Genomic DNA, 24600 nt, shown 5'->3' with positions numbered 1-24600 from the left:
GCGATCACAGCATCAGGAAGGCTGGAAGCTGGGATTGTCGTCCCAGCTACGAGTGCCGCGAGCATCAGGCGTGCAGCATCTCGAGCAACGCGGCCCGCGGCAGCTTGCCGGTTTCGTTGCGAGGCAGGCGATCCACCCGCCGCAATGGACGCGGCAGGAATACCGGGTCGATCGATACGCGCAGGGCATCCAGGATCGCGTGCTCATCAAGGCCTGGCGCTACCGCCAGCGCCGCAATGCGCCGTACGCCGATCGCGTCGGCCTCGTCCAGCTGGAACACCGCCCCGTCTTCCACGCCAGGAATGGCGAGCAGTCGCCGGGTGAGATCGCCCAGCGATGCACGCTTGCCGGCGATCTCCAAGAGATCGGCATGGCGTCCGCGCAGTTCGAAGCGGCGCCCGTCATCATGCAAGCTCACGATGTCCGCCAGCACGGTGGGTACGTCGAGCTGCGGCGCTTCGATCTGCGTGCCATCCGGTTGCGGATGGAGATGGACGCCGTGGTACAGCGACCAGCGTTCGTCAGCCGTTACGCGGCGCGAGGCGAACGCGCAGGTTTCGGTGGAGCCGAACACTTCCAGCAACGGCGCATGGAAACGCTGCTCGGCCTGCGTTGCCAGCTCGGGCGGCATCGGCGCCGTGGCGGAGAGCATCGCCGCCAACGGCGGCAGGTTCACGCCGGAGGCAACCAGCGCGCGCAGGTGCACCGGCGTGGTGACCAGTACGCGCGGTGCCTGCATGTCTTCCAGGGCGGTGGCGATATCGGCCGGAAAGAACGGACGGCCCGAGTGCACCTGCACGTCGCCCAGCAACGGCAGCAGGATCGACATTTCCACGCCGTAGATATGCTGCGGCGGCACAGTGGCCACCACCGAGAAGTGCTCACCCACCACTTGTTGCAGCATGCGCAGATTGCCGCCCGTACTCGCGTGGAAACTGCGCCAGCTCTTGGCGTTCGCATGCGGCGTGCCGGTGGAACCGGAGGTGTAGCCCACCGCCACCGTTTGCAGAGCCGGAAGCGCCGGCCAGGCGGTTTCCATGGCGACGGCTTCGGCCACCGGTAGCGGCGGCAGCACATGGAAGCGTTGCGGCGCCGGATGCAGCGCTTGATCGCCAACGGCGTGGCAGCCTGGGTACGCGGCCATCACTTCTTCTACCGCCTGCGGCGCGCGCGATGGCGGCAAGAGATTGGCCTGGCCGCGCAGTGCGATGGCACAAAAGGCGACCAGGAAGGCATAGCGGTCTTCGCACAGGTTCACGGCCGCAGGCGCTTCGGGCAGTTGTGCGGCGACGCGCTCCACATGGGCAACGAATTGCGCGGCGGTGATCGCCTGGCCTTCGTGCAACGCCACCACGCGTTGCGGGTCGTCCACCTTCAACAGGGGCAGCAGCCGTCCCGCTTCATCGCGCCGATAGGTGTCGTAGACGATCGCCACACGCAGACTCCTGGTTGCTGCCATGCAAACCCCTCACCGGCCAGGTTGGCCGGTCGTACCGGTATTCGGGAATTTGCCCCTCATCCTCGTGTCGACGGCTGAATCGGCGCTCACTGCGTCGTAGCCGTGTTCTACGGGATTCAGCTTCGGATGATAGCGCCAGTGAGTGCATCGCGGATGGTGGTGGGCTGGGATGCGCCACCTAGCGGAGCCTCCACGATGCCATCCAGCCTGTCGCCAAAATATGACGTGAGGGTGGCCGGATCGCGCGCCGGCGGCTGGCCATGCGGATTGGCGCTGGTGGAAACCAATGCGCCACCGAAGGCACGGCACAGCGCGGCGGCCGGACCGTGCGCCGTGACGCGCAGCGCGATGCCTTCGTGCTCGCCGGCCACCCATTGCGGTACGTCGGCGCTGCGCGGAAACACCCAGGTGAAGGGGCCAGGCCAGCTGGCCCGCACTTGCGCCAGCACGCCCTGCGGCACCTTCGCCATGTCGACGTAGCGTGTGACCTGTGCGAAATCGGCGGCAATCAACAGCACGCCCTGCGTGGCCGGGCGTTGCTTGAGCGCGAAGATACGTTCGAAGGCAATGCGATTGTGCGGGTCGCAGCCAAGCCCGAAGACGGCTTCGGTGGGGTAGGCGATGACGCCGCTGTTACGCAACGCATCGGCGGCGTCATCGAGTTCGGCGAGGGTGTAGTGCTTGGGCATCTGGCTTTCTCGTGCTCACCCGGAAGAACTTTGGAAAACGTAGATTCGTCACCCCGGCGAACGCCGGGGACCTGGCGACTTTTTGTGGCCCCACCAAGACACTGAGCCCCGCCGGGGTGACGGCCTGGGCAAGTTTTCATTCCCAGAGGAGAGCGGATCAACGCAAGCTTTAAGCCCCAGCTTTCTTGGCTGCCGTTTTCTTCGCAACCGTCTTCTTAGTTGCCGTCTTCTTCGTCGCGGTTTTCTTGGGCGCCACCTTCTTGGTTGCCGTCTTTTTCGCCGCAGCCTTCTTCGCGGCAGGCGCCTTCTTTGCCGCAGACTTCTTGCCGAAACGCCCCTTCTTCACCGGCGCCGCCGCCAGCAATTCCAGGCACTGCGTTTCGGTCAATTCCTTCGGCTCCTGATCCTTCGGAATGCGCGCATTCTTGTCGCCGTCGGTGATGTACGGACCGTAGCGGCCGTTGAGCACCTGCACGCCATTGCCGAAATCCTTGATCACGCGGTTGGCCAGCAGCTCGAGTTTTTCCTGCACGATCTGCAACGCGCGCGGCAATTCGATGGTGTAGGGGTCGTCTTCGGCTTTCAGCGAGGCATACGTACTGCCCTGCTTCACGAACGGGCCGAAGCGGCCGATGCCTACGCTTACCTCGTCGCCGTTTTCGGCATGCCCCAGCTTGCGCGGCAGCTTGAACAGTTCCAGCGCTTCTTCGAGCGTGATGGTATGCATGCTCTGGCCAGGACGCAGGCTTGCGAACTGCAGTTTTTCGTCGGTGTCCTTGTCGCCGATCTGCGCATAGGGCCCATAGCGGCCCAGGCGCACGGAGATCGGCTTGCCGCTCTTCGGATCGGTGCCCAGTTCGCGCGCGCCGGTGGCTTCGCTGCGATCGACCGATTCGGTCTTTTCTTCCACCTGCTGCTTGAACGGTTCCCAGAAGCGGCGCATCAGCGGCACCCACGCCTCTTCGCCGCGACTCACCGCATCGAGTTCGTCTTCCAGGCGGGCGGTGAAGTCGTAGTCGACGTACTGGGTGAAGTGCTGGGTAAGGAACTTGCTCACCGCGCGACCCACGTCGGTGGGACGGAAGCGGCGGTTGTCCAACAATACGTATTCGCGGTTCTGCAGCACCTGGATGATGCTGGCGTAGGTGGACGGACGGCCGATGCCGTATTCCTCCAGCGCCTTCACCAGGCTGGCTTCGGAATAGCGTGGCGGCGGTTCGGTAAAGTGCTGGTCGGCCAGGATGTCGCGCAGCGGCACCTGCTCGCCCTTGCTGAGTCGCGGCAGGCGGCGGCCTTCGTCGTCGTCTTCGGCGCTCTTCTGGTCGCGGCCTTCTTCGTACACGGCGAGGAAGCCCGGATCGACCACCGTGGTGCCGGTGGCGCGGAACGCGGCGTCGCCACCCTTCACGTGCTTGAGGTCGAAGTCCACCGAGACCGTATTCAAGGTCGCGTGGATCATCTGGCAGGCGACGGTGCGCTTCCAGATCAGCTCGTACAGCTTGCGCTGGTCGTCATTGAGGAACGCGGCGACTTCGCGCGGCGTGCGCATGGCGGAGGTCGGGCGGATCGCTTCGTGCGCTTCCTGCGCGTTCTTGGATTTGGTGCGATACACCTGCGCGTGATCGGGCACCGCCTTGCTGCCGAAATCGCGCGCGATCAACTGGCGCAATTCATCCAACGCTTCGCTCGACAAGGCCGTGGAGTCGGTACGCATGTAGGTGATCAGGCCGACGTTGCCTTCGCTGCCCAGGCCCACGCCTTCGTACAAGCCCTGCGCGATCTTCATGGTGCGGGTGGTGCCGAAGCCGAGTTTGCGCGCGGCCTCCTGCTGCAGGGTGGACGTGGTGAAGGGCGGCGCGGGACGGCGCTTGCGTTCCTTGCTGCCGACTTCGCTGACGGTGAGCTGGCCGTGCGCGGCTTCCTTCAGCGCGGCGCGGGCAGCCATCGCATCGGCCTCGTTGGTGAGGTCGAACTGTTCGAACTTCTTGCCGTGGAGCTTGGTGAGGCGCGCGCTGAAGTCGCCTTCGGCATGCTTGAGCTGCGCTTCCACCGTCCAGTATTCGCGCGCCACGAAGGCTTCGATCTCTTCCTCGCGCTCCACGATCATGCGCAGTGCCGGGCTCTGCACGCGACCGGCGGACAGGCCGCGCTGCACTTTGCGCCACAGCACCGGCGAGAGATTGAACCCCACCAGGTAATCCAGTGCGCGGCGCGCCTGCTGCGCGTCCACCATGTCATGCGAGAGCTTGCGCGGCGCGGCCACGGCGGCCTTGATCGCACGCGGCGTGATTTCGGAGAACACCACGCGATGCAGCTTCTTGCCATCGACCAGGCCGCGCTCCTTGAGGATCTCGCTGATGTGCCAGCTGATCGCCTCGCCCTCGCGATCCAAGTCGGTCGCCAGATAGATGTCGTCGGCCGCCTTGGCTGCCTTGGCGATCGCGTCGACATGTTTCTCGTTGCGCTCGATCACCTCGTACTTCATGGCGAAGTTGTGCTCGGTGTCGACCGCACCTTCTTTGGGCAGCAGGTCGCGCACGTGGCCGTAGGAGGCCAGGACCTGGAAGTCCTTGCCGAGGTACTTGTTGATCGTCTTGGCCTTGGCCGGCGACTCGACGATGAGCAGATTCTTTGCCATGTGGCGTGGGGTTCCCGAAGTCCTTCCGCAGCCGTTCCTGAACGGCCGTCTATTTATAGTTAGGAGCACGCCGGCTTGATGGCTGTCAAGCTGGCGTACGTGAAAACGCGGTGTAGCCCGCCTTTCGGGCGGCCCCCTAGAGGCCCGGCAGCCGCTGGTAACGGCCTCCCGGCAACCCTTCCACACATCCTTCCAGCTCCAGCATGAGCAGCATGGATGACAATTCGGCGGCGCGCTGCCCGGTGCGGTCCGCCAGCTCATCCAGGGCCAGGGGATCGTGCCCGAGCACGTCCAGCAGCTGCCGATACGCCGGATCGTCGCGCCAGCCGCCTGCCGCTTTCCTGGCGCTCGCCGTCGCAGCCGGCGGCGACTGCTCCAGGCGCAAGGCCAGCTCGGCTCCCAGCGCGCGAGCGGCGGGGACCAAGGTTTCTGCAACTTCCGAAGCGCTCTCGACCAGCCGCACACCATCCCGGATCAGGCGGTGGCATCCGCGGGCGAGCGGATTATGGATGGAACCGGGCAAGGCGAACACCTCCCGCCCCTGCTCGCCGGCCAGCCGGGCGGTGATCAGCGAGCCCGACTGCAATCCCGCCTCGATCACCACCGTACCCAGCGACAGGCCCGCGATGATGCGGTTGCGGCGCGGAAAGTGGTCCGCCCGCGCCGCCGTACCAGGCGGGAACTCGCTGACCAGCGCGCCCTGCGCCTCGATCCGCGCGGACAACTGGCGATGCTTGCGCGGATAGACCAGGTCCGGGCCGGTGCCGATCACCGCGACAGTGAGCCGCTCGGCGGCCAGTGCCGCCTCGTGTGCGGCGCCATCGATACCGTCAGCCAGGCCGCTGGTGATGACGAAGCCGGCCTGCGCCAGGTAACGGGCGAAGGCCTGGGCATGGCTCTTGCCGGCCATGCTCGCGCTGCGCGCGCCTACGATCGCGACCTGCGGATGCAGCAGCAGGCTGGCATCGCCGGCCACGAACAGCGCGGCTGGCGGCTGCGGAATGGTTTCCAGTTGCGGCGGGAAGTCCGCCTCCGTGCAGCGCAATAGCCGGTGGCCCGGCTCTCCCAGCCACGCCAGGTCGGCCGCGATGCGCGCCTCGTCGGGCTGTTCCAGCCATGCCTTCGCCTTGGGGTCCACCGCCGAGGGATGACGCCTCAGTTGCGCGACGACTTCGCCGATGCGCCCGTTCGCGGCAACGAGGCGCTCGCGCAATCCGCCCGGCCCCCATCCAGGCGTGCGCAGGGCCACCAACCAGTCGCGCAGTTCCGCTTGTTCGTTCATGCGGCGAGTCTACGCGAGCCCGGAAACGACGACGGCGCGGGATGTCCGCGCCGTCGTGTGAGCTTTGTTTCGTGGAGAACGCCGGCCTTATTCCGGCAACCTGATGCGCGCGCCCTTCTGTACCGGCTTCAAGCCATCCATCACCAGGCCGTAGCTCACGCGATCGAAGGTGCGGAACACCATCACGTGGCCGACGTACTCGTCGGGCAATTTCACCCAGGTGTGGCTGTCGCGCATCCAGCTGCTGTGGTTCACGTCGTCCGGCACTTTTTCGCCGGGCTGCCACAGCGAGAAGGTCGTGCCGTTGTCCACGCCATCTTTCGAACCGACTGACAGCACCACCACGTCGTATGGGCCGACCTGGGCCAGGTGCTCCTGCGCGTAGGCGATCACGCGACCGTTTTCCGGCAGGGTCTTCGGCGGATGCGGGTAGTAATACGGGTCGTACGGGTTCTCGTCGACCGGCATCAGGCGGTCGCCGGCGCGAATCTCCATGGTCGAATTGAGCAGCAGCAAGGTAGCCGGGTCACCCCCGCGCAGCACTTCCGCCTGGCCGATCACGGCCACTTCCATGCCCAGCGTCTTGCCGCGGAAGGCATGGTTGGGTGTGACATTGCCCAGATCGGTGGCCCACTCTTCCATCCAGGGCGTGTCGGTGGTCGCCACGTCGGCATCAGCGACGTTGGCCGCCATGTTGCCGCTCTGCTCGGCCTCATCGCCGCCGTAGGTGCGGAACACGTGCGTCGGACGCACGATCGCCCAGCGCTGGCCAGGCTGCGCGTTGAGCTTGCGCACGTAGATGTTCTTGCCCGGCGTACCGTCGAGAGCGGCCTCTTCGAAGCCCATCACGTACGGGGCATCCTTCACCTCGCTCGGATCGACCACGCGCGTGTCTTTCAGGAACTGCTTGATCTGGTCGAGCGGCACCGCCGGGATCGCCTCGCCTTCGCGATGCACCGCGGGCTCCAGGCGCAAGGACGGACCACCATTGACGAAGGAGAGATCGAGCACGTCGCCCGGATAAATCAGGTGCGGATTGCGAACCTGCGGATTGGCCTGCCAGATTTCCGGCCACAACCACGGCTTGGAAAGGAAGCGCGCGGAGATGCTCCACAGCGTGTCGCCACGACGTACGGTATAGCTGTCGGGGTGATCGGCACGCAGTTGAGCGCCGGCCGCATAGACGGCCACGGTGACCAGCATGCCGGCCAGCAGCCCGATGGACTTTCTGATCATAAACGGGATTCCCCCTCCCCCTACGCTCGGGCGAGTGTAACCGAAGCATTAACTCAAGCAACACCGCGCCAGTTGGCAAAATCGTGCGCCGACAGCACGTTGAAGCACGTACAATATCCACATTCTAGACCGCGGCCGGGTGGCTTTTTACCAATTCGCCCGCATTTCCGGCGTCCGAGGTGCCTATCCATGTCTGTCCTGACCATTCTTGAATTCCCCGACCCGCGCCTGCGCACCAAGGCCGCACCGGTCACCGAGTTCGACGCGGCATTGAAGCAATTCGTCGATGACATGTTCGAGACCATGTATGACGCCGATGGCGTCGGCCTGGCCGCCACCCAGGTGAACGTGCACAAGCGCGTGCTGGTGGCCGACATGAGCGAGCAACGCAACCAGCCGCTGGCATTGATCAATCCCGAGATCCTCGAGAAAGACGGCACCCAGGTGTACCAGGAAGGCTGCCTGTCCTTCCCGGGCATCTTTGCCGACGTCACCCGCGCGCTGAAGGTGAAAGTGCGCGCGCAGGACGTGGAAGGCAAAACCTTCGAACTGGAAGTGGCAGGCCCGCTCGCCGTGTGCATCCAGCACGAGATGGATCACCTGGCCGGCAAGGTGTTCGTCGACTACCTGTCGCCGCTGAAGCGTTCGATCCTGCTCAAGCGCCTGGAGAAACAGCGCAAGCAGGCTGCGAGCGCGTGAGAGTCGTCTTCGCGGGCACTCCCGAATTTTCCGTCCCTTGTCTCGAAGCCTGCCGCGCCAGCGGCGCCGAGGTCGTCGCCGTCTATACGCAACCCGATCGCCCCGCCGGCCGCGGGCGCAAGCTCACGCCAAGCCCGGTGAAGCAGGCGGCGCTGGCGGCGAACATCCCGGTCGAGCAGCCGGAAACGCTGAAGACCGCCGAAGCGCGCGCCACGCTGGAAGGCTATCGGCCGGACCTGATGGTGGTCGTCGCCTACGGCTTGATTCTGTCGCGCAAGGTGCTGGCGATACCGCGCCTGGGCTGCTGGAACGTACACGCGAGCCTGTTGCCGCGCTGGCGTGGCGCCGCACCGATCCAACGCGCGATTCTCGCCGGCGACAGCGAATCCGGCGTCGACCTGATGCAGATGGAAGCCGGCCTCGATACCGGGCCGGTGTTGCTCGAACGTCGTACACCGATTACGCGCGAGGACACCGGCGGCTCGCTGCATGACCGACTGTCCTTGCTGGGCGCCGACGCACTTACCGAAGGTTTGCGCCGCGCGCTTGCGGGCGAGACCTGGCAGGCAACGCCGCAGTCGGACGAAGGCGTGATGTACGCACACAAGCTGGAGAAGGCCGAAGCGCGGCTCGATTTTTCGCGTCCGGCATTGGCACTCGAACGACAAGTGCGTGCCTTTGATCCATGGCCAGTGGCAGAGGGCGATGTCGCCGGCGAGAACGTACGCATTTGGGCCGCACACGCTATCGATCAGCAACATGGCGCTGCACCCGGCAGCGTCATCGCGGCACAACGCGTCGGCATCGACATCGCCTGCGGCGAAGGCGCGCTGCGCGTCACCGTCCTGCAACGCGCCGGCGGCAAACGCATCACCGCCGCCGACTACCTCAACGCCCGTCCCGAACTGCGCGGCGCCCAATGAACGACACGCGTGCCCTCGCCGCGCAAGCGCTGGCGGATATTGCACTGCGCGGCGTGTCGCTGCGCGAGGCGCTGGATCAACGTACGCCGAAGCTGCGCGATCCGCGCGATCGCGCCTTGCTGACGGCATTGCTGAGCGACGGCGCACGCTGGTGGTTGCGCTTCGACGCGGCACTCGACCGCCTGCTCGACAAGCCGTTGCGCCGCAAGGAGCCGGACATCCACGCATTGCTGGTGCTCGGCCTGGTGCAGCTGGAAGTCCTGCAATTGCAGGATTACGCCGCCGTCGCCGCTACCGTCGAAGCCACGCGCGCGCTCAATCGCCCCCGCCTGGCTGGACTTGTCAACGCCGTGCTGCGCCGCTGGCAACGCGAGCGGACCACCTTGCTCGCCGAACTGGATGCACAGCCGCAAACGCGTTACGCCATGCCGCCATGGCTGGTGCAGGCCATCAGTGCCGATTGGCCCGCGCAGGCCGATGCCGTGCTTGCCGATAGCGATCGCGAACCGCCGCTGATGCTGCGTGCGAATCGCCGCCGCACCTCACGCGATGCGCTGATCGAACAACTGCGCGCCGCCGGCTACGGCGCCGATGCGCATGCCTGGCTGGCAGACGCCATCGTGCTGCCGCACAGCAGCGACATCACGCGCATGCCCGGTTTTGCGCAAGGCCTGTTCGCCGTGCAGGACGGTGCCGCGCAAGTATCGGCAGACCTGGGCGATGTGCGCGATGGCCAACGCGTACTGGATGCCTGCGCCGCGCCAGGCGGCAAAGCCTGCCATCTGTTGGAACGGGCGGACATTGCGCTGACGGCCGTCGAATTCGACGCCGCGCGCGCCACGCGCATTCGCCAGAACCTGGAACGGCTCGGCCTGCAGGCGGAACTGTGCATTGGCGACGCAGCCGATCCTTCCGCCTGGTGGGACGGCAAACCCTACGATCGCATCCTGATCGACGCCCCCTGTTCCGCCACCGGCGTGCTGCGTCGCCGCCCCGACGTGCGCCTGCATCGGCGCGCCAGCGATATCGCGGCGCTGGTCGCGCAGCAGCGGCGGATTCTTGCCGCGCTATGGCCGCTGCTCGCCCCGGGCGGAAAACTCGTCTACGTCACCTGCTCGCTGTTGCGCGCGGAGAATGAGGCGGTGATCGCGCTGTTCCTGGCTGGCCGCGACGACGTGCATGTCGCACCGGTGTCATTGCCGGATGGCCGCGCTGCCGCCGTCGGCTGGCAGATCCTGCCCGGCGATGGCGATCTCGACGGCATGTACTATGCCGTGCTTGAACGTCGCTGACCTTCACCCTTGCGTGAACCGCTCCCTCTCCCCTCCGGAGAGAGGGCTGGGGTGAGCGGCGAATCTTGCGGCAAACCGTCATCGGTTCTCGCCAGACCTTTTAGAACATCGCGAAAGATATGGGATCTATGGCCAGTGCAGCCCCTCACCCCAACCCTCTCCCCGGAGGGGAGAGGGTGCAGAGTTCAGACCGCCGGAATTTCTGGCTCCTCGCCTTCTTCGCCATCCTGATCCTCAGCGTCGGCATCGGCCTGCGCGATCCCTGGCCTTCCGACGAACCCCGCTACACGCTCGCCGCCAAGCAAATGGTCGAAAGCGGCGACTGGCTGTTCCCGCATCGCGGCGTCGAGCTCTACGCCGACAAGCCGCCGATGCTGATGTGGCTGGAAGCGGCCAGCTTCGAGGTGGTGCGCAGCTGGCGCGTTGCTTTCATCCTGCCGTCGATCCTCGCTGCGCTCGGTACGCTGTGGTGCATCTACGACCTCGGCCAGCGCCTGTGGAATCCAAGAGTCGGCCGATACGCAGCGTGGGGCGCACTGATGTGCATCCAGTTCGTGTTCCAGGCCAAGCGTGCGCAGATCGATCCGCTGGTGGTGTTCTTCATCACCGCGGCGAACTGGGGCCTGCTGCGTCACCTGCTGTGCGGGCCGGACTGGCGGTTGTACTGGTTCGGCTGTTTTTGCGCCGGCCTTGGCGTGATCACCAAAGGCGTGGGCTTTCTCGCCGTATTGATGCTGCTGCCTTACGTATGGACAGTGCTGCGGCGCTGGAACGGCATTGCCGCCATCGATGACGGCACATGGTGGCGCTGGCTGCTTGGCCTGGTGTTCCTGCTGCTGGCCATCGATCTGTGGCTGGTTCCCATGCTGCTGGCCGCACGTGCGCATGCCGGCGATCCGGTTTATGCGGCGTACGTGCACAACATCCTGTTCAAGCAGACCGCGCATCGCTACGCCAATGCTTGGCATCACCTGCATGGACCGTTCTTCTACTTGCCGTTGATGGTCTACAACTGGCTGCCGCTGTCGCTCACCTATCCCGGTACGCTGCCGCGCTGGTGGCAAGCGCTGAAATCGAAAGATGCGCGCATCCTGTTGCCCCTGGGCTGGATCGTGCTGGTGTTCCTGTTCTTCAGCGCCTCGGGCGGCAAGCGCGACGTGTACATCTTGCCGATCGTGCCGATGCTGGCCTTGATCACCGCGCCCTATCTGGATGAGATGCTTGCCAAGCGCTGGCTGCGCACGCTTGGCGTCATTTTCTTGCTGCTGATTGGCGGCTGCATGTTGGGCTTTGGCGTGTATGCGCTGGCCACACATCCCGCATTTGCCGCCAGGCTTGCCTACGAACGCGGCTTCGAAGGGTCGGCGGACAGCCTGTGGTGGATGTGCATCGTGATCGGCGCCGCGCAGTGGCTGGCGCTGGCGATCTTCCGCCTGCGCCGCGTGCACTACGCCGTGGCTGGTGGCATGGTCGCGTTGTGGCTGGTGTGGGGCCTGTGGGCTTATCCGCTGCTCAACGCCAGCAGCTCGTCGGCCGGCTTGATGGATCGCGTCAGCGCGCACCTGGGTCCGCACGACGAAATCGGCCTGGTCGACTGGAAAGAGCAGAACATGCTGATGCTCGATCGCCACGCGACCGACTTCGGCTTCAGCGCACCGACCTCCTTGCAATTCGTGCTCGGCACGCAGTGGCAGGCCGCGGCGCCGGCGACGCGCTGGCTGTTCGTGCAGGAGCCGGCGATGGGCAACTGCGTGGAGCGCAGCAAGGCCATCAACGTCGGCCATGCGAATCGTCGCGATTGGTGGCTGTTCAAGGCCGACGCGGTGATCCCGAACTGCGTCCCGAAGAATTCCGACGAAACGCCGGAGCCGGAAGATGCCGCATCCTGAGCGCTGCCAACTGATCGCACGCGACAACGGCGCCGGCCTCAGCCGCGACCTGCCGCTGCTGGCCGATGCGCTGCATCGCGCGGGATGCTCCACCCACCTCACCGGCCTGCCGCACCGCGGACGATTCGCCGAATGGCTCACGCGCGTGCAACTGGCACGCAAGCCGCCCGCGTTCGAGGTGAATGTGATGCTGGAGCGCATTCGCCCGGAATTCATCCGCGCCGCACTACGCAATGTATTGGTTCCCAATCCGGAATATTTCCGGCCGCAAGACAAAGCCGCGTTGCCGCTGGTGGACGCCGTATGGGTGAAAACCCGGCATGCCGAGCGTCTGTTCCAGGCACTCGGTGCGAACACGCGCTATGTCGGCTTTACCAGCACAGATCGGCATGACGCCAGCATTCCGCGCCAGCACGCTTTTTTTCATGGCCCGGGACGCAGCGGCAACAAAGGCACGCAAGCATTGCTGGCGTTATGGCGCAAGCATCCGGAGTGGCCGATGTTGACGGTGGCATGGCGCCGCAAACATGTGGAGATCGAACCGCCGCCCGCGAACGTCACGCTGATACGCGAGCATCTGGGCGATGCCCAATACCGTCGACTGCAGAACGCGCACCGCTTCCATCTGTGTCCTTCGCAAACCGAAGGCTTTGGCCATTACCTGGTAGAGGCCATGAGTTGCCGCGCCGTGGTAGTGACGTTGGATGCCGAACCGATGAATGAATTGGTGACCGGCGCGCACGGCGTATTGGTCGCTGCGCATGTGCTGGGCAAGCAGGACCTGGCGACCACGTACGGCTTTACGGAAGTGGCGATGGAAGCGGCGATCGAACGTTGCTTGAACATGGATGCGGCAACCACCGAGCACGTCGGCAATGCGGCGCGCGCCTGGTATGAGCGCAATCACGCGGGATTTGCCGATCGCTTGCGGGAAGCGCTGCACGCATAAGTTGGTGGATCGCAGCCAAACCCCCGCCTACATGCCCTGCGATTGCGCAAACTCCGCCAGATGCCGGTCGATCCCCAGCTCGCAGCGCACCAACTTTCGCTCGATGCTCTCTTGCAGCAATCGATTGTTCGGCAAGCTCGGATCGTTTACATCTTCCTGCGCGCGAGAGTTGTGCTCGAAGTGCATCGCCAAGGCGCACCACTTCAACGCACGGCGACGTAAACCGGCGTTCTCCAACCGCACCGCCAGATCGCGATCTTCCGCGCCATAGCCTTCCATGCGTTCGTCGAAACCATTGACGCGCAAAAGGTCGCCGCGCCAGAAACTCATGTTGCAGCTCATCACGCGACCGCCGTTGCGCGAACGCGATTTCCAGCGCGCGAGCACCGGCGCACGGAACGCATAGAGCCGCCTGGTGCCATCGAACTCGTGGAAGTTCGCTTTCACCCACGGCGCATACACCGGCTTACCGCCTGCGAGCAGGCGCTGGCTTTCGGCGTGATTGGCTTTCAGGCGACCGCCCTGCAGGAAGAAACCAGGCTCTGCCAGCATCACGTGATCGGCCACGAAATTCCGGTGGACCATCATGTCGCCATCGAGCAGCACGATGTAATCGCCCGTGCTCGCCGCGATGCCGCGATTGCGCGCACGTGCGGCACGAAACCCCAGGTCTTCCTGCCAGATGTGCTTCAACGGCACCGGAAAATTTTCACGCGCACGTGCAATCACCGCTGCCGTTTCCGGCCTGGAACCGTCGTCGGCAATCAGCACCTCGTCCGGCAAACGCGTTTGCGCCGCGACGCTTTCCAGCGTGCGTGCCAGCGCCGTCGGCCAGTTGTAGGTGATGATGATCAGCGAGACTTTCATGGTCGGCGCATCGCGCGCCGGCCCAGCATGGTGCTCAAGGCCAGCGGCAGCCAGGTGATCAGCCAGCCGGGGCGGGGGCTGTCGAGCAGGTGCGGCAGATCGAATTGCACGGCCACCGATGCAAACACCCACAAGCCGAACACGAGCAGGCCGAGCTCGTCACGCCGATGACGCCAGGCACGCCAGCCCAGCGCCAACCAGATGCCCGTCCACAGCAGCAAGGCCGGCGCACCCAGTTCGATCACCAGCTGCGCAAACATGTTGTGCGCATGATCGAGTGTTTCGTTGCCGGCCTCGATGGTGAACGGCGTGCCCTGCCCAAGTCCGCGCAAGGGATGCTGCAGGAACATCTCCAGCGACCTGGCGAAAATCTGCGGCCGCAGCGACCAGCCGCGCTCCATCAGCACTTCAAAACCCAGCGCTACGCCGAGTGCGCCCAACAGGCAGATCACGCCGGCATAGATCCAGGCGCGCCGATCGCCGCGGCACACCACCATCGCCATCAATGCCACGAACAGCGCGCCCCACGCACTGCGCGTGAAGGTGAGCAACACAAACAGGGCCAGCACGCTGATCGCCATCCATTTGCCGACCAGCCAGCCCCAATGCTCGACGCGCCAGGGCCATAGCCAGATCAGCGCGGCGCCCATGCCGGCCGCCGCCAGGTTGGCGTTGGCCATCACGCCGATGCCGATCAGGCGCCCGTCGGTGGGCGGGTGCAGTGCGAAGCTCACCATGTTCACCACCGCCATCGCCGCGAACACGAAGCTGCAACCGGTCAGCAGCCAGCGCGTGCGATCTTGTCGGCCAGCGAAAACCCACTGGCATGCGATCAGGAACAACAGCACGCTGAGATTGCGCGCGGCCTCGTCGCCACGATGCGGCGCGTGGCTCCACGACAGCGAGATCCAGCCCCAGGCCAGCAATACGATCGCCCACGGCATCTGCGGCAGGGTGCAGAACTCGAGCAAGCGCCGCGGGCGCATGGCGATCAGCGCCAGCGTCGGCAACCACATCGTCAGCGCCAGCACGGCCTGGTAGGCCCTGCTGGGATTGTAGGAAACACCGGCCGGCATCACCGCCATGCCGATGATCAGCCACGCCATGCCCACCATCAGCAGGCGCCGGATCCAGCTCACCGCCGTGCTGTCGCCGGCTTCGGTCCACGCTTCCTGCGATGTGGTGTCGCGCGAAGCTGCCGTCATGCGTGCTCGCTCCGTGGCGCGCGCAGATCCATCGCCGGTGAGCGGACGAAATCTGCCAGATGGGCGTCGAGACCGAATTCACTGCGCACGAGGTGATGTTCCTTGCTGGCAAACAAAAGCTTGTTATTGGGTAATTCCGGATCGGCCGGATCCATGTTCGACACCGACTTGTGCTCCAGGTGCAGCGCCAATGCCGCGAACTTGATCTGCGCCCGGCGCAGGCCCGCGTTGCGTAGCCGGATGTCGATTTCCAGGTCTTCGCTGCCGTAGCCGTGCATGCGTTCGTCGTAACCGTTGACGCGGATCAGGTCCTCGCGCCAGAAGCTGACGTTGCAACCCATCGGATGGCCAGTGGAGCGTGACTTGATCTTCGCCAGCCAGGGCAGGCGCAAGGTGTGGTGACGACGCCCGAAGTGCCACGTGCTGCGGTCTTTCTCGTCCCGGAAATACGCATCAACGAACCAGCCGAAGCGCGGTTGACCCCCGCCGATCAGGCGCGCCGTTTCCGCCACGGTGGTGCGGATACGCGTGCCCTGCAAAAAACGTCCCGGGCGCGCCAGGTCCAGGTGATCCTCCACGAAGTTCGGATGCGCCAGCATGTCGCCGTCGAGCTGGATGATGTAGTCGCTGCGTGCGGCCGCAATGGCGCGATTGAGGATGCGCGACTTGCGGAAACCTTCATCCGGTTGCCACACATGGCGCAACGGCACGGGGAAGGTCTTGGCGATGCCGCGCAGCAACTCGGCAGTGTCCTCGCGCGAGCCGTCATCGGCCACGACCACCTCATCCGGCAGGCGGCTTTGCCCGGCCAGGCTGCGTAGCGAGAGAGCCAGGGCCTCCTTCCAGTTATAGGTGGAGACCATGACGGTCACGCTGGCCACGGCAGATTTGGGCATGACGATCTACACATCCAGAAAAGAATCACGAACGCCGATGCATTATTTCGCCATGCGGCCGGGCAAGTTTCGAGCGCACGAGGGGCCAGTCTGTTCCGCCGTTCGCGTGGCGCGCATCTTAACGTACCCCGCCGCGCCGGAACGAAATGTGTCCGGAACGGGCAAGCCGCCGGCCGTAACGCGCCTCACGCCCCAGGGCGACGGGGTTGCCCGCTAGAATGCGCCGATGGCGTCCCTACTCCCGTTCACGCTCGTTGTGATCACCCGCAACGAGGCGCAAAAAATCGCGCGCTGCCTCGACAGTGTGCCCTTCGCTGCGGAAAAGCTGGTGGTGGATAGCGGCAGCACCGACGACACGGTGGCGATCGCCCGCGCGCATGGCGCGCGCGTGGTGCACCAGGATTGGCTGGGTTTCGGTCCGCAGCGCAACCTCGCCGCCACCCACTGCAGCCATCCCTGGATTCTTGCCTTGGATGCAGACGAGTACCTCACGCCGGGACTGGCCGACGAACTGCAACGCCGCCTGCCCGCCTTGATGGAAAGCGATACGGCAGCGGTGATCCTGCGCCGGCACCTGATCTACATGGGCAAGCCGATGCGCTGGTACCGCCCTGCGGTCGGCGAGAAGATGGCGCGCTTCTACCATCGCGACCGTGCTCGCTGGAGCGATGTACGCGTGCACGAATCGCTGCAGTTCAACGGCACGTCGGCAACCTTTCACGCGCCGTTCCTGCACGACAACAATCCCAGCCTGGTGGAGAAGCAGCTCAAGGTACTGCTGTATTCCGAACTGAAGTGCCGCGACTGGATGGACAAGAACAAATCCACGCGCATGTGGCAGACGCCGTTCGTGTTTGCGCTGGCGTTCTTCAAGGACTATGTATTGCGCCTGGGGTTTCTGGACGGCTGGCGCGGCTACGCGATTGCGCAAACCGCCGCCAGCTATGCCGCCTACAAACGCATGCGCTATTACGAAATGCGCATGAACCCCGCTTCCCGCGATACCGCTGCGGCAGCACTGACCCGTAGCGGATTGGATCACTGAGATGGCCAAGCATTACTTGCTCTACGGCTCGGAACGCTATGCGCTGGCCATCCTGCGCCCGCTGCAGGAAGCGATCCGCGCGCGCGGCGGCGAAACCGCCTGGTTCTTCGATGGCCCCGGCGCGGAAGACCTGGTCGAAGGCGAGCGCCTGCTCAGCGTGAAAGACGTGCGCCAGTGGAAACCCATCGCGGTGATTACGCCGGGCAATCATCTGCCGCACTTCTTTCCGGGCGTAAAGGTGGAAGTGTTCCACGGCTTCAATGCCGGCAAGCCACGGCACATTTACATCCGCGGCTTTTTCGATCTGTATTGCACCACCGGCCCGCGCGATACCAAGGCGTTTGCAGAGCTGGCGCAAAAGCTCGGCCACTTCAGCGTCACCGAAACCGGCTGGCCCAAGCTCGATCCATTCATGCGCGAGATCAGCGGTCCGCTGCCGCCGGTGCGCACACCGCCGGTGATCCTGTACCACTCTACGTTCTCGCCATCATGGAGCGCGGCAGAAGCCTTGTACGAAGAAGTGAAGCGCCTGTCGCGCGACGGTCGTTGGCGCTGGATCGTCACCTTCCATCCCAAGATGGATCCGAACACCGTGGCGAAATACAAGGCGCTGCAGAACGAGTACCTGACTTTCGCCGAGAACGACAACATCCTCGAGCTGTTTCCGCAGGTCGACATGATGTGTTCGGATACTTCTTCGGCCTTGAGCGAATTCCTGCTCACCGGCAAACCGGTGGTGACGTTCAACAATCGTGCGCCCGGACCGCAGCTGATCGATATCCACGATGCTGCCGAATTCGAGCCGGCGATCCAGCGTGCCCTGTCGCGTCCGCCTGCGTTGATGCAGGCGATCAAGGACTTCGGCGAAGCGATCCATCCGTACCACGACGGGCGCTCCAGCGAGCGCGTGGTGGATGCGATCGATGCGTTCATTGCCAAGGGTGGGCGCAATCGCAAGCCCAAGCCGCGCAACTGGTGGCGGAAGTTCAAGCTGCGCAAGCGGATTGGTTATTGGGGGCCGGCCTGACGCTCCAGCTAAGTCGGTGAGGCGCAACCGGACCTGGAAGCCGCGGATACGAGCCGCGGCGCTCGATCCGGCTAGAATCTCGCCATCTTCAAGACGACGACGCCATCGTGCCGACACCCAACACCTACCGCCGCTCCGAAGCCTTGCGCAGCCTGTGGCCCTGGTTGCCGCTGTGGGTGGTGGCAGCGCTGCTGGCGATCTTCTCGCACGGGCCGATGCCGCTGTTTTCCACCCGCACGCTCGCCGTGGCGTGGGAGATGTGGCAGGGGCATCAGTGGCTGGTACCACACATCAATGGCGAGCCATATAGCGAAAAGGTGCCGTTGCTGTTCTGGCTGATCCACGCCGGCTGGTTCGTGTTCGGCGTCACCGACGTATGGCCGCGCGTGCTGGAGGTGATCTTCGGCGGCGTGCAGCTGGTGCAGTTGTCGATCCTCGCGCGTCGCCTGTTTCCCGCTCGTCCCTGGGTGGAAAAGGCGGCGCCATGGATGTTGCTGGCGTTGTCGTATGCGTTCCTGTTCGGCCTGCAGATCATGTACGAAGTGCTGCTGGCCAACTGCGTGCTGGGCGCCTTGCTGTGCCTGACGCCCACGCAGCGCCGTGCCGAACCGCGCTGGCTGCTGTTCGGTTTGCTGATCGGCGCAGGATTGCTGACCAAAGGGCCGGTGATGCTGCTGCACATCGTGTTTCCGTGGCTGCTTGGCCCGCTGTGGAACGATTGGGCGCGTGAACATCGCGCACGCTGGTACGGGCGTGGCGTGCTGGCCGTCCTGCTTGGCTTCGCCATGTTGCTGGCGTGGGCGATTCCGGCCGGCTTCGCCGGTGGCGAGGCGTATCGGCATCGCTTGTTCTTCACCCAGACGGCGGGACGCGTGGTGAACGGTACGCCGCAAGCGCAATCGGTGCAGAGCCATCCGCATTGGTTCGGCTGGTATGTGGTGTGGCTGCCGATGCTGTTGTTCCCCTTCACCGGTTGGCCGCGCGCCTGGGTGGCGATCGGTACGCTGCGCAAGCCATTCGAAACCGGCATCCGCTTTGCGCTGTGCTGGTTGCTGCCTTCCTTCGTGCTGTTCTCCGTGGTCAGCGGCAAGCAGTGGTACTACCTGTTGCCGGAGTTCGGTGGCTGGATGCTGTTGCTCGCCGGCGCCATCGCCATCCTGCGCGAACGACACGCCAAGCTCGCCGAGAACGGCTGGCTGGGTAGCTGGCCGCTCGGCATCGGCAGCATCCTGTTTGCGGGTGCATTGTTTGCGCTGCCGTATCTCACGCTCAATCACTCGCTCCATAACGAGTGGGTGGATGGCGCCGCGCCGTACAGCCGTACTTTCAGCGTTGCCTTCCTGTTGCTCGGTTGCCTGTTGCTGGTACGCGGACGCGGCGAGATGCGTCGGCTGGCCGTAGCTGGCCTGCTCGGCGCGCTGGCACTCAACACCTTGTTCACGCTGACGCTGTGGCACAAATACGACCTGAGCCCCACCACCGCACTGATTTCCGCCGCGCAGGCGCAAGGGCATGCCGTCGCTTACGAAGGTAACTACGAAGGCCAGTTCCACTTCGCCGGACGATTGACTCGACCGATCGCCGAATTGCGCGATGGCGTGGCGCTGCAAGTGTTCGCCAAGCACCATCCTGACGGCCTGATCATCACCCATCCCAACAACTTGGACGCCTCCGCGTTGCGCTACGCCTTGCTGGCACAACCGTTCCGCTCGTCCTGGGTGGTGGTGTGGTCGGCGCCGACGGTGGCCATGCTGCAGGCGGGCCGCACACCGGCGGAACCCGCGCAACCGCCGCGTGTTTTTCCCGCGCCCACGCCGTCGCCTGGCATTCCGCAGTCGTGAATACCTCGTTGATCGACAGCTTGCGCGCGCAGTGCGGTGGCCCGCGCGATGGCGCGCTGCTGCGGTTTTCCTTGGGCAATGCGTTGCTCAATGCGGGCGATCACGCGGCGGCGGCGGCGGAATTCCGGCGCGCGGTGTCGTTTGATCCGGCTTATTCGGCTGCCTGGAAATTGCTGGGCAAGGCTTGCCTGGCCATGCAGGACGAGGCGGGCGCCGCCGATGCGTGGCGACAAGGCATTGCCGTTGCACGGCAGCGGGGTGACAAGCAGGCCGAAAAGGAGATGACGGTGTTCCTGCGTCGTATTGAGCAAAAAGGCGAAGGTTAGCCCGGCGTCCGTCATGGCCTCGTCGTCATTCCGGCAACAACCCACTGCTGTCCGGGGGAATTTTCCGCCGATCTAGCGGGAAGGCCAAAACGACGTCATTCCAGCTTTCGCTCATTGCTGTCCGGCATGCGTTTTGCGAAATCCATGGCGACATGATGGATCACAAGCACTTAGCGTCGCCTGTCGATGCCGCGACTCGAAAAGCGCCAGCAGCTCTATGGCCGTCATTCTCGCGAAAGCGCATTTAGTGTGCGGCACGGTTTTGCGAATCCGCAGCAAGACATGGATATGACGCAGCTTAGTGTTCATCTACCGAGGGCAAGACTCAAAATCGCCGTATCCCTTAGGGCCGTCATTCCCGCGAAAGCGGGAATCCATCTTGCCCTGGTGCATGCCTGAAAATGGATTCCCGCTTTCGCGGGAATGACGGCCATGTGGATTGCCTGCGAAGCAGCGCAAAATACGTGCCGGACAGCAGTGGGCTTTCGCCGGAATGACGCCGAAGCAATGGAGCGGAAAAAGTAGCGTCGCCTCGATACCTTCAATACGGACTCGGCCGGTTATCCGCCGAATAGCGCTTGTAGTGCCATTGATACTGCGCGAACGCGAGCGCCACGCAGTTCTCCACCCCACGATTGAGCGCCGCGCAGGCGCGCGGCAGATCCGCGTCATCCAGGCCTTCCGGTGCCGGCAGGAAGTGGATGCGATATCCCTCGCCACGCGGCATGCGCTCTGCAAACGCAAACAACACGGTGGCGCCGGTGCGTGCCGCCAAGCGCGGCAGCAGCACCATCGTCATCGCCTCGCGCCCGAAGAACGGCGCGAACTCGCCTTCCCCCGCGCGCGGTTTCTGGTCCGGCAGGATGCCCACCGTGCCGCCGCCGGCCAGCCGCTTATACAAGGTGCGCACACCGGCGCCTTCCGCCCGCACCTGCTCCGGCGCCAATGCACCGCGCACCTTGCGCAACAGCGCCTCCACCGCGGCGATGCGCGGCGGTCGATAAAGAATCGCCATCGGCGTTTTGCGGCATAGCCAGTAATTGAGCAGCTCCCAGCAGCCCAAATGCGGCGCGGCGATGATCACGCCTTTGCCCGAAGCCAGCGCCGTATCGAACAGCGCCTCGCCGCGCACCTCTCTCACCAGATCGAGTGCGCGCTCGGCGCCCGCGCCCCATATTTTCACGATCTCGGTGATCGACTTGCCGCCTTCGATCATTGCCTCGCGTACCAACGAAGCTCGAGCCCGTTCATCGAGCTGCGGCTTCACGAGCCCTAAGTTCACCGACGTATAACGCGCCATCCTGCCGCCACGCCGCAACGCCAGCCGCCCGATCAGTGCGCCAACGCCGTGCAGCCAGCGCAAGGGCAGCAAGCCGAACAGGCGCAGAAACAGGTAGACGACGTAGATGTCAGGACGCATGGACAATGGCGCGTGTGGCGAGCGAACGCGTAAGGGTAAAGGGCAAGCCGCCATCGAGCGACCGAAATCCTCAAGCCCCGGCGCTCCCGGCCGTTGAACCCATCCATGGCAACCATCGCCCGCCCGTGCCGGGACGCACCGCTTTACCCAACACCGATCGCCCTGCAGAGTTATCGCCTCCTTCCTGCCCGACTTTATCCATGATCGCCCTTATCCAGCGCGTGCTCTGCGCCCGCGTCGACGTCGACAACGAAACCGTGGGTGCCATCGGTGCCGGCCTGCTCGCCCTGGTGGCCGTGCAGCCCGGCGACGGCGAAGCCCAGGCCAAGCGGATGGTGGAACGGCTGCTTGGCTACCGCATGTTCTCCGACGATGCCGGCAAGATGAACCGCTCGCTCACCGACACCGGCGGCGGCTTGCTCCTGGTCAGCCAGTTCACCCTGGCCGCTGACACGCGTTCGGGCATGCGCCCCAGCTTCACCAGCGCCGCCTCGCCCGAACACGGCCGCACCTGGTTTGAACGGCTGGTCGACTTGGCGCGCGGCGCGCATCCAACGGTGGAAATGGGACGTTTCGGTGCCCATATGCAGGTACATCTGATCAACGATGGCCCCGTCACCTTCTGGCTCGAGGTGCGCTAGGTGCCAGGCATGCAAGCCACTTACATGAATGCTTCCATTTACGCCAAAAACCGCGATTTGGCGCGATTTTTGCGTGCGAACGGCAGCGAATCTTTCACTTGAAAACTGGTCAAAAAAGCATCACATCGCTATACTGATTGGTTCCTATCCCGCGGCGGACGGTATGAATAACAAAGCCCACGAGCAACAGTCGGAAATCAAAGCCCTTATCTCCAAAGGCCTGGAGCAGGGCTATCTGACTTACGCCGAAATCAACGATCACCTTCCTGACGACATCGTCGATCCGGAGCAGATCGAAGACATCATGGCGGTGCTCAAAGGCGTCGGCATCGACGTACACGATGCCGCCCCCGACGCCGATCCGCTCGCCGACAACGCGCCCGGCGTCGCCACCGACGACGAAACCGCCGCCGAAGAAGCCGTGGCGCTGCTCTCCGCCGTCGATTCCGAAGTGGGCCGCACCACCGACCCGGTACGCATGTACATGCGCGAAATGGGCACGGTGGAACTGCTTACCCGCGAAGGCGAAATCGCCATCGCCAAGCGCATCGAAGAAGGCCTTACCCAGGTCCAGACCGCCCTGGCCAGCTTCCCGCTGACCATCGAACTGCTGCTGGAGGAATACGACCAGCATCTGGACGGCAAGCGCCGCCTCAGCGAAATCCTGGCCGGCTTTGCCGACCTTGAACAAGCCGCCGATGCCGCCCAGGCCGAAGCCGAGCTGGCCGCCGCCGAAAGCGACGCCGAGGTGGACGAGGACGAAGACGAAGCGGCCGCCGGCGACGGAGAAGAGGAAGAAGCCGGCCCCAGCGGTCCCGATCCGGAAGAAGTGAAGCGCCGCATGGAACTGCTGCGCGACCACTACGGCAAATTCCAGAAAGCCGCCGCCAAGGCCACCGACATCGACGACAAGAAGGTGACCAAGCTGCGCGACCAGATGGCCGAGGAGTTCTTGAAGCTCAAGCTCCCCTCCGCGCTGATCGACAGTTTCGTGCGCCGCCTGCGCGAAGTGGTGGGCCGCATCCGCCATCACGAGCGCGTGCTGATGGAGATCTTCGTCAAGCACGTCAAGATGCCCAAGGGCGAATTCCTGAAAGCCTTCCCCAGCAACGAGGGCAACCTCGCCTGGGCCGAAGAGCTCGGCCGCAAGCGTCAGAAGTGGTCGCCGAACATCAAGACCTACCGCGAGCAGATCGACGGCGAGCAGCAGAAGCTGCTGGATATCGAGAAGAAGCTGTTCCTGCCGCTCACCGACATCAAGGAGATCAACCGCAGCATGTCGGTAGGCGAAGCCAAGGCCCGCCGCGCCAAGAAGGAAATGGTGGAGGCTAACCTGCGCCTGGTGATCTCCATCGCCAAGAAATACACCAACCGCGGCCTGCAGTTCCTCGACCTGATCCAGGAAGGCAACATCGGCCTGATGAAGGCGGTCGACAAGTTCGAGTACCGCCGCGGCTACAAGTTCTCGACCTACGCCACCTGGTGGATCCGGCAGGCGATCACCCGCTCGATCGCCGACCAGGCGCGCACCATCCGCATCCCGGTGCACATGATCGAGACCATCAACAAGTTGAACCGCATCAGCCGCCAGATGTTGCAGTTGTACGGCCGCGAACCGACGCCGGAGGAACTGGCCGTCGCGATGGAGATGCCCGAGGACAAGATCCGCAAGGTGCTGAAGATCGCCAAGGAACCGATCTCGATGGAAACGCCGATCGGCGACGACGAGGATTCGCATCTCGGCGACTTCATCGAAGACCAGAACGCCGGCTCGCCGGTGGAATCGGCGACCGACACCGGCCTCACCGAAACCGTGCGCGACGTGCTGGCGGGCCTGACCCCGCGCGAAGCCAAGGTGCTGCGCATGCGCTTCGGCATCGACATGAACACCGACCACACCCTGGAAGAAGTCGGCAAGCAGTTCGACGTCACACGCGAACGCATCCGCCAGATCGAAGCCAAGGCCTTACGCAAGCTGCGCCATCCGAGCCGTTCGGAACAGCTGCGCTCTTTCCTCGATATCGACTGAGCAGCGCGCTGTTAGCAGCACACCAAAAGCCCCGCACTGGCGGGGCTTTTTTATTACGCCCTCTCCCCTACGTGCAGTAGGGGGCTGGGTGGGGTGAAGCAACCTCGCAACAAACTCGCACGGATCAAACCGCCACCGCGCGCTCAATGCACGTCATAAAAAAATTGCTCCTGCACAATCTTGTCGCCCTTGACGTGATACACGCAGATCTCGCGCATATCCTGGCGGCCGCGTCCCTTCATCGTGG

At 64.4% G+C, this 24600-nt stretch carries 21 protein-coding genes; 11 read left to right on the top strand and 10 right to left on the bottom strand.

Translation table 11 applies throughout. The features are described 5' to 3' along the window. Positions 1–64: 64 nt before the first annotated feature. From V7M64_RS14950 to V7M64_RS14930, 5 genes are all read right to left on the bottom strand, one after another. Positions 65–1435 (bottom strand): AMP-binding protein, encoded by a 1371-nt coding sequence (locus V7M64_RS14950; protein WP_333680167.1) that lies wholly within the window; start codon positions 1433–1435, stop codon positions 65–67. 140 nt (positions 1436–1575) lie between these two features. Then, positions 1576–2148, bottom strand: coding sequence for a Sua5/YciO/YrdC/YwlC family protein (locus V7M64_RS14945; RefSeq protein WP_333680134.1), 573 nt, complete (start codon positions 2146–2148; stop codon positions 1576–1578). A gap of 169 nt (positions 2149–2317) precedes the next feature. Beyond that, on the bottom strand, positions 2318–4786 hold the full coding sequence (locus tag V7M64_RS14940; protein ID WP_333680132.1) for a DNA topoisomerase I: 2469 nt from the start codon (positions 4784–4786) through the stop codon (positions 2318–2320). 136 nt (positions 4787–4922) lie between these two features. Next, on the bottom strand, positions 4923–6068 hold the full coding sequence (gene dprA / locus V7M64_RS14935; RefSeq protein ID WP_333680131.1) for a DNA-processing protein DprA: 1146 nt from the start codon (positions 6066–6068) through the stop codon (positions 4923–4925). Between the two features lie 87 nt (positions 6069–6155). Further along, positions 6156–7304 (bottom strand): LysM peptidoglycan-binding domain-containing protein, encoded by a 1149-nt coding sequence (locus V7M64_RS14930; protein WP_333680129.1) that lies wholly within the window; start codon positions 7302–7304, stop codon positions 6156–6158. A 189-nt stretch (positions 7305–7493) separates the two neighbouring features. Here V7M64_RS14930 and def point away from each other — a divergent pair, with 189 nt between their 5' ends. From def to V7M64_RS14905, 5 genes are all read left to right on the top strand, one after another. Continuing rightward, positions 7494–8003, top strand: coding sequence for a peptide deformylase (gene def, locus V7M64_RS14925; RefSeq protein WP_333680127.1), 510 nt, complete (start codon positions 7494–7496; stop codon positions 8001–8003). Then, a complete protein-coding gene (gene fmt / locus V7M64_RS14920; RefSeq protein ID WP_333680125.1) occupies positions 8000–8926 on the top strand; it encodes a methionyl-tRNA formyltransferase in 927 nt (308 codons plus the stop codon). The genes def and fmt overlap by 4 nt, the downstream gene beginning before the upstream one ends. Then, a complete protein-coding gene (rsmB, locus tag V7M64_RS14915) occupies positions 8923–10218 on the top strand; it encodes a 16S rRNA (cytosine(967)-C(5))-methyltransferase RsmB (protein ID WP_333680124.1) in 1296 nt (431 codons plus the stop codon). The genes fmt and rsmB overlap by 4 nt, the downstream gene beginning before the upstream one ends. A 176-nt stretch (positions 10219–10394) precedes the next feature. Then, on the top strand, positions 10395–12107 hold the full coding sequence (locus tag V7M64_RS14910) for a glycosyltransferase family 39 protein (protein ID WP_333680123.1): 1713 nt from the start codon (positions 10395–10397) through the stop codon (positions 12105–12107). Continuing rightward, entirely contained in the window at positions 12094–13056 is a 963-nt protein-coding gene (locus tag V7M64_RS14905) for a glycosyltransferase (protein WP_333680122.1), read from the top strand. Before V7M64_RS14910 ends, V7M64_RS14905 begins: the two co-directional genes overlap by 14 nt. Before the next feature lie 27 nt (positions 13057–13083). Here the strand turns inward: V7M64_RS14905 and V7M64_RS14900 are convergent, their stop codons facing one another. From V7M64_RS14900 to V7M64_RS14890, 3 genes are read right to left on the bottom strand one after another with little or no spacing between them, the layout of a single operon-like run. Further along, positions 13084–13923, bottom strand: a complete 840-nt coding sequence (locus V7M64_RS14900) for a glycosyltransferase family 2 protein (RefSeq protein ID WP_333680121.1) — start codon at positions 13921–13923, stop codon at positions 13084–13086. Then, positions 13920–15128, bottom strand: a complete 1209-nt coding sequence (locus V7M64_RS14895) for an O-antigen ligase family protein (protein WP_333680119.1) — start codon at positions 15126–15128, stop codon at positions 13920–13922. Before V7M64_RS14895 ends, V7M64_RS14900 begins: the two co-directional genes overlap by 4 nt. Further along, the gene (locus V7M64_RS14890; RefSeq protein WP_333680118.1) at positions 15125–16024 is read right to left on the bottom strand and encodes a glycosyltransferase family 2 protein; all 900 of its coding nucleotides are present in this window, start codon (positions 16022–16024) and stop codon (positions 15125–15127) included. Before V7M64_RS14890 ends, V7M64_RS14895 begins: the two co-directional genes overlap by 4 nt. Before the next feature lie 226 nt (positions 16025–16250). On the opposite strand from V7M64_RS14890, the gene V7M64_RS14885 reads away from it, so the two are divergent. From V7M64_RS14885 to V7M64_RS14870, 4 genes are all read left to right on the top strand, one after another. Then, positions 16251–17069 (top strand): glycosyltransferase family 2 protein, encoded by an 819-nt coding sequence (locus V7M64_RS14885; RefSeq protein WP_333680116.1) that lies wholly within the window; start codon positions 16251–16253, stop codon positions 17067–17069. Between the two features lies 1 nt (position 17070). After that, a complete protein-coding gene (locus V7M64_RS14880) occupies positions 17071–18096 on the top strand; it encodes a CDP-glycerol glycerophosphotransferase family protein (protein ID WP_333680114.1) in 1026 nt (341 codons plus the stop codon). A 107-nt stretch (positions 18097–18203) separates the two neighbouring features. Beyond that, positions 18204–19937, top strand: a complete 1734-nt coding sequence (locus tag V7M64_RS14875) for a glycosyltransferase family 39 protein (RefSeq protein ID WP_333680113.1) — start codon at positions 18204–18206, stop codon at positions 19935–19937. Beyond that, positions 19934–20263, top strand: a complete 330-nt coding sequence (locus V7M64_RS14870) for a tetratricopeptide repeat protein (protein ID WP_333680111.1) — start codon at positions 19934–19936, stop codon at positions 20261–20263. The genes V7M64_RS14875 and V7M64_RS14870 overlap by 4 nt, the downstream gene beginning before the upstream one ends. 541 nt (positions 20264–20804) lie before the next feature. Here V7M64_RS14870 and V7M64_RS14865 read toward each other — a convergent pair. Beyond that, positions 20805–21683: a lipid A biosynthesis acyltransferase gene (locus V7M64_RS14865; RefSeq protein ID WP_333680109.1), complete on the bottom strand. Its 879-nt coding sequence runs from the start codon at positions 21681–21683 to the stop codon at positions 20805–20807. Between the two features lie 200 nt (positions 21684–21883). Here V7M64_RS14865 and dtd point away from each other — a divergent pair, with 200 nt between their 5' ends. Together dtd and rpoD are read left to right on the top strand one after the other, a co-directional pair. Then, a complete protein-coding gene (gene dtd, locus V7M64_RS14860; protein ID WP_333680108.1) occupies positions 21884–22324 on the top strand; it encodes a D-aminoacyl-tRNA deacylase in 441 nt (146 codons plus the stop codon). A 163-nt stretch (positions 22325–22487) separates the two neighbouring features. After that, entirely contained in the window at positions 22488–24353 is a 1866-nt protein-coding gene (gene rpoD / locus V7M64_RS14855; RefSeq protein WP_333680106.1) for an RNA polymerase sigma factor RpoD, read from the top strand. A 143-nt stretch (positions 24354–24496) separates the two neighbouring features. Here the strand turns inward: rpoD and V7M64_RS14850 are convergent, their stop codons facing one another. Then, positions 24497–24595 carry a SnoaL-like domain-containing protein gene (locus V7M64_RS14850; protein ID WP_333680165.1) on the bottom strand — a complete coding sequence of 33 codons (99 nt, stop codon included), beginning with the start codon at positions 24593–24595 and terminating at the stop codon, positions 24497–24499. Positions 24596–24600: the final 5 nt, after the last annotated feature.

The sequence above is a fragment of the Dyella sp. genome (genome assembly GCF_036746095.1).
Taxonomy (GTDB): Bacteria; Pseudomonadota; Gammaproteobacteria; order Xanthomonadales; family Rhodanobacteraceae; genus Dyella_B.
The sequence above is the reverse complement of the archived record's forward strand: the minus strand, read 5'-3'. Positions and strand labels throughout refer to the sequence as shown.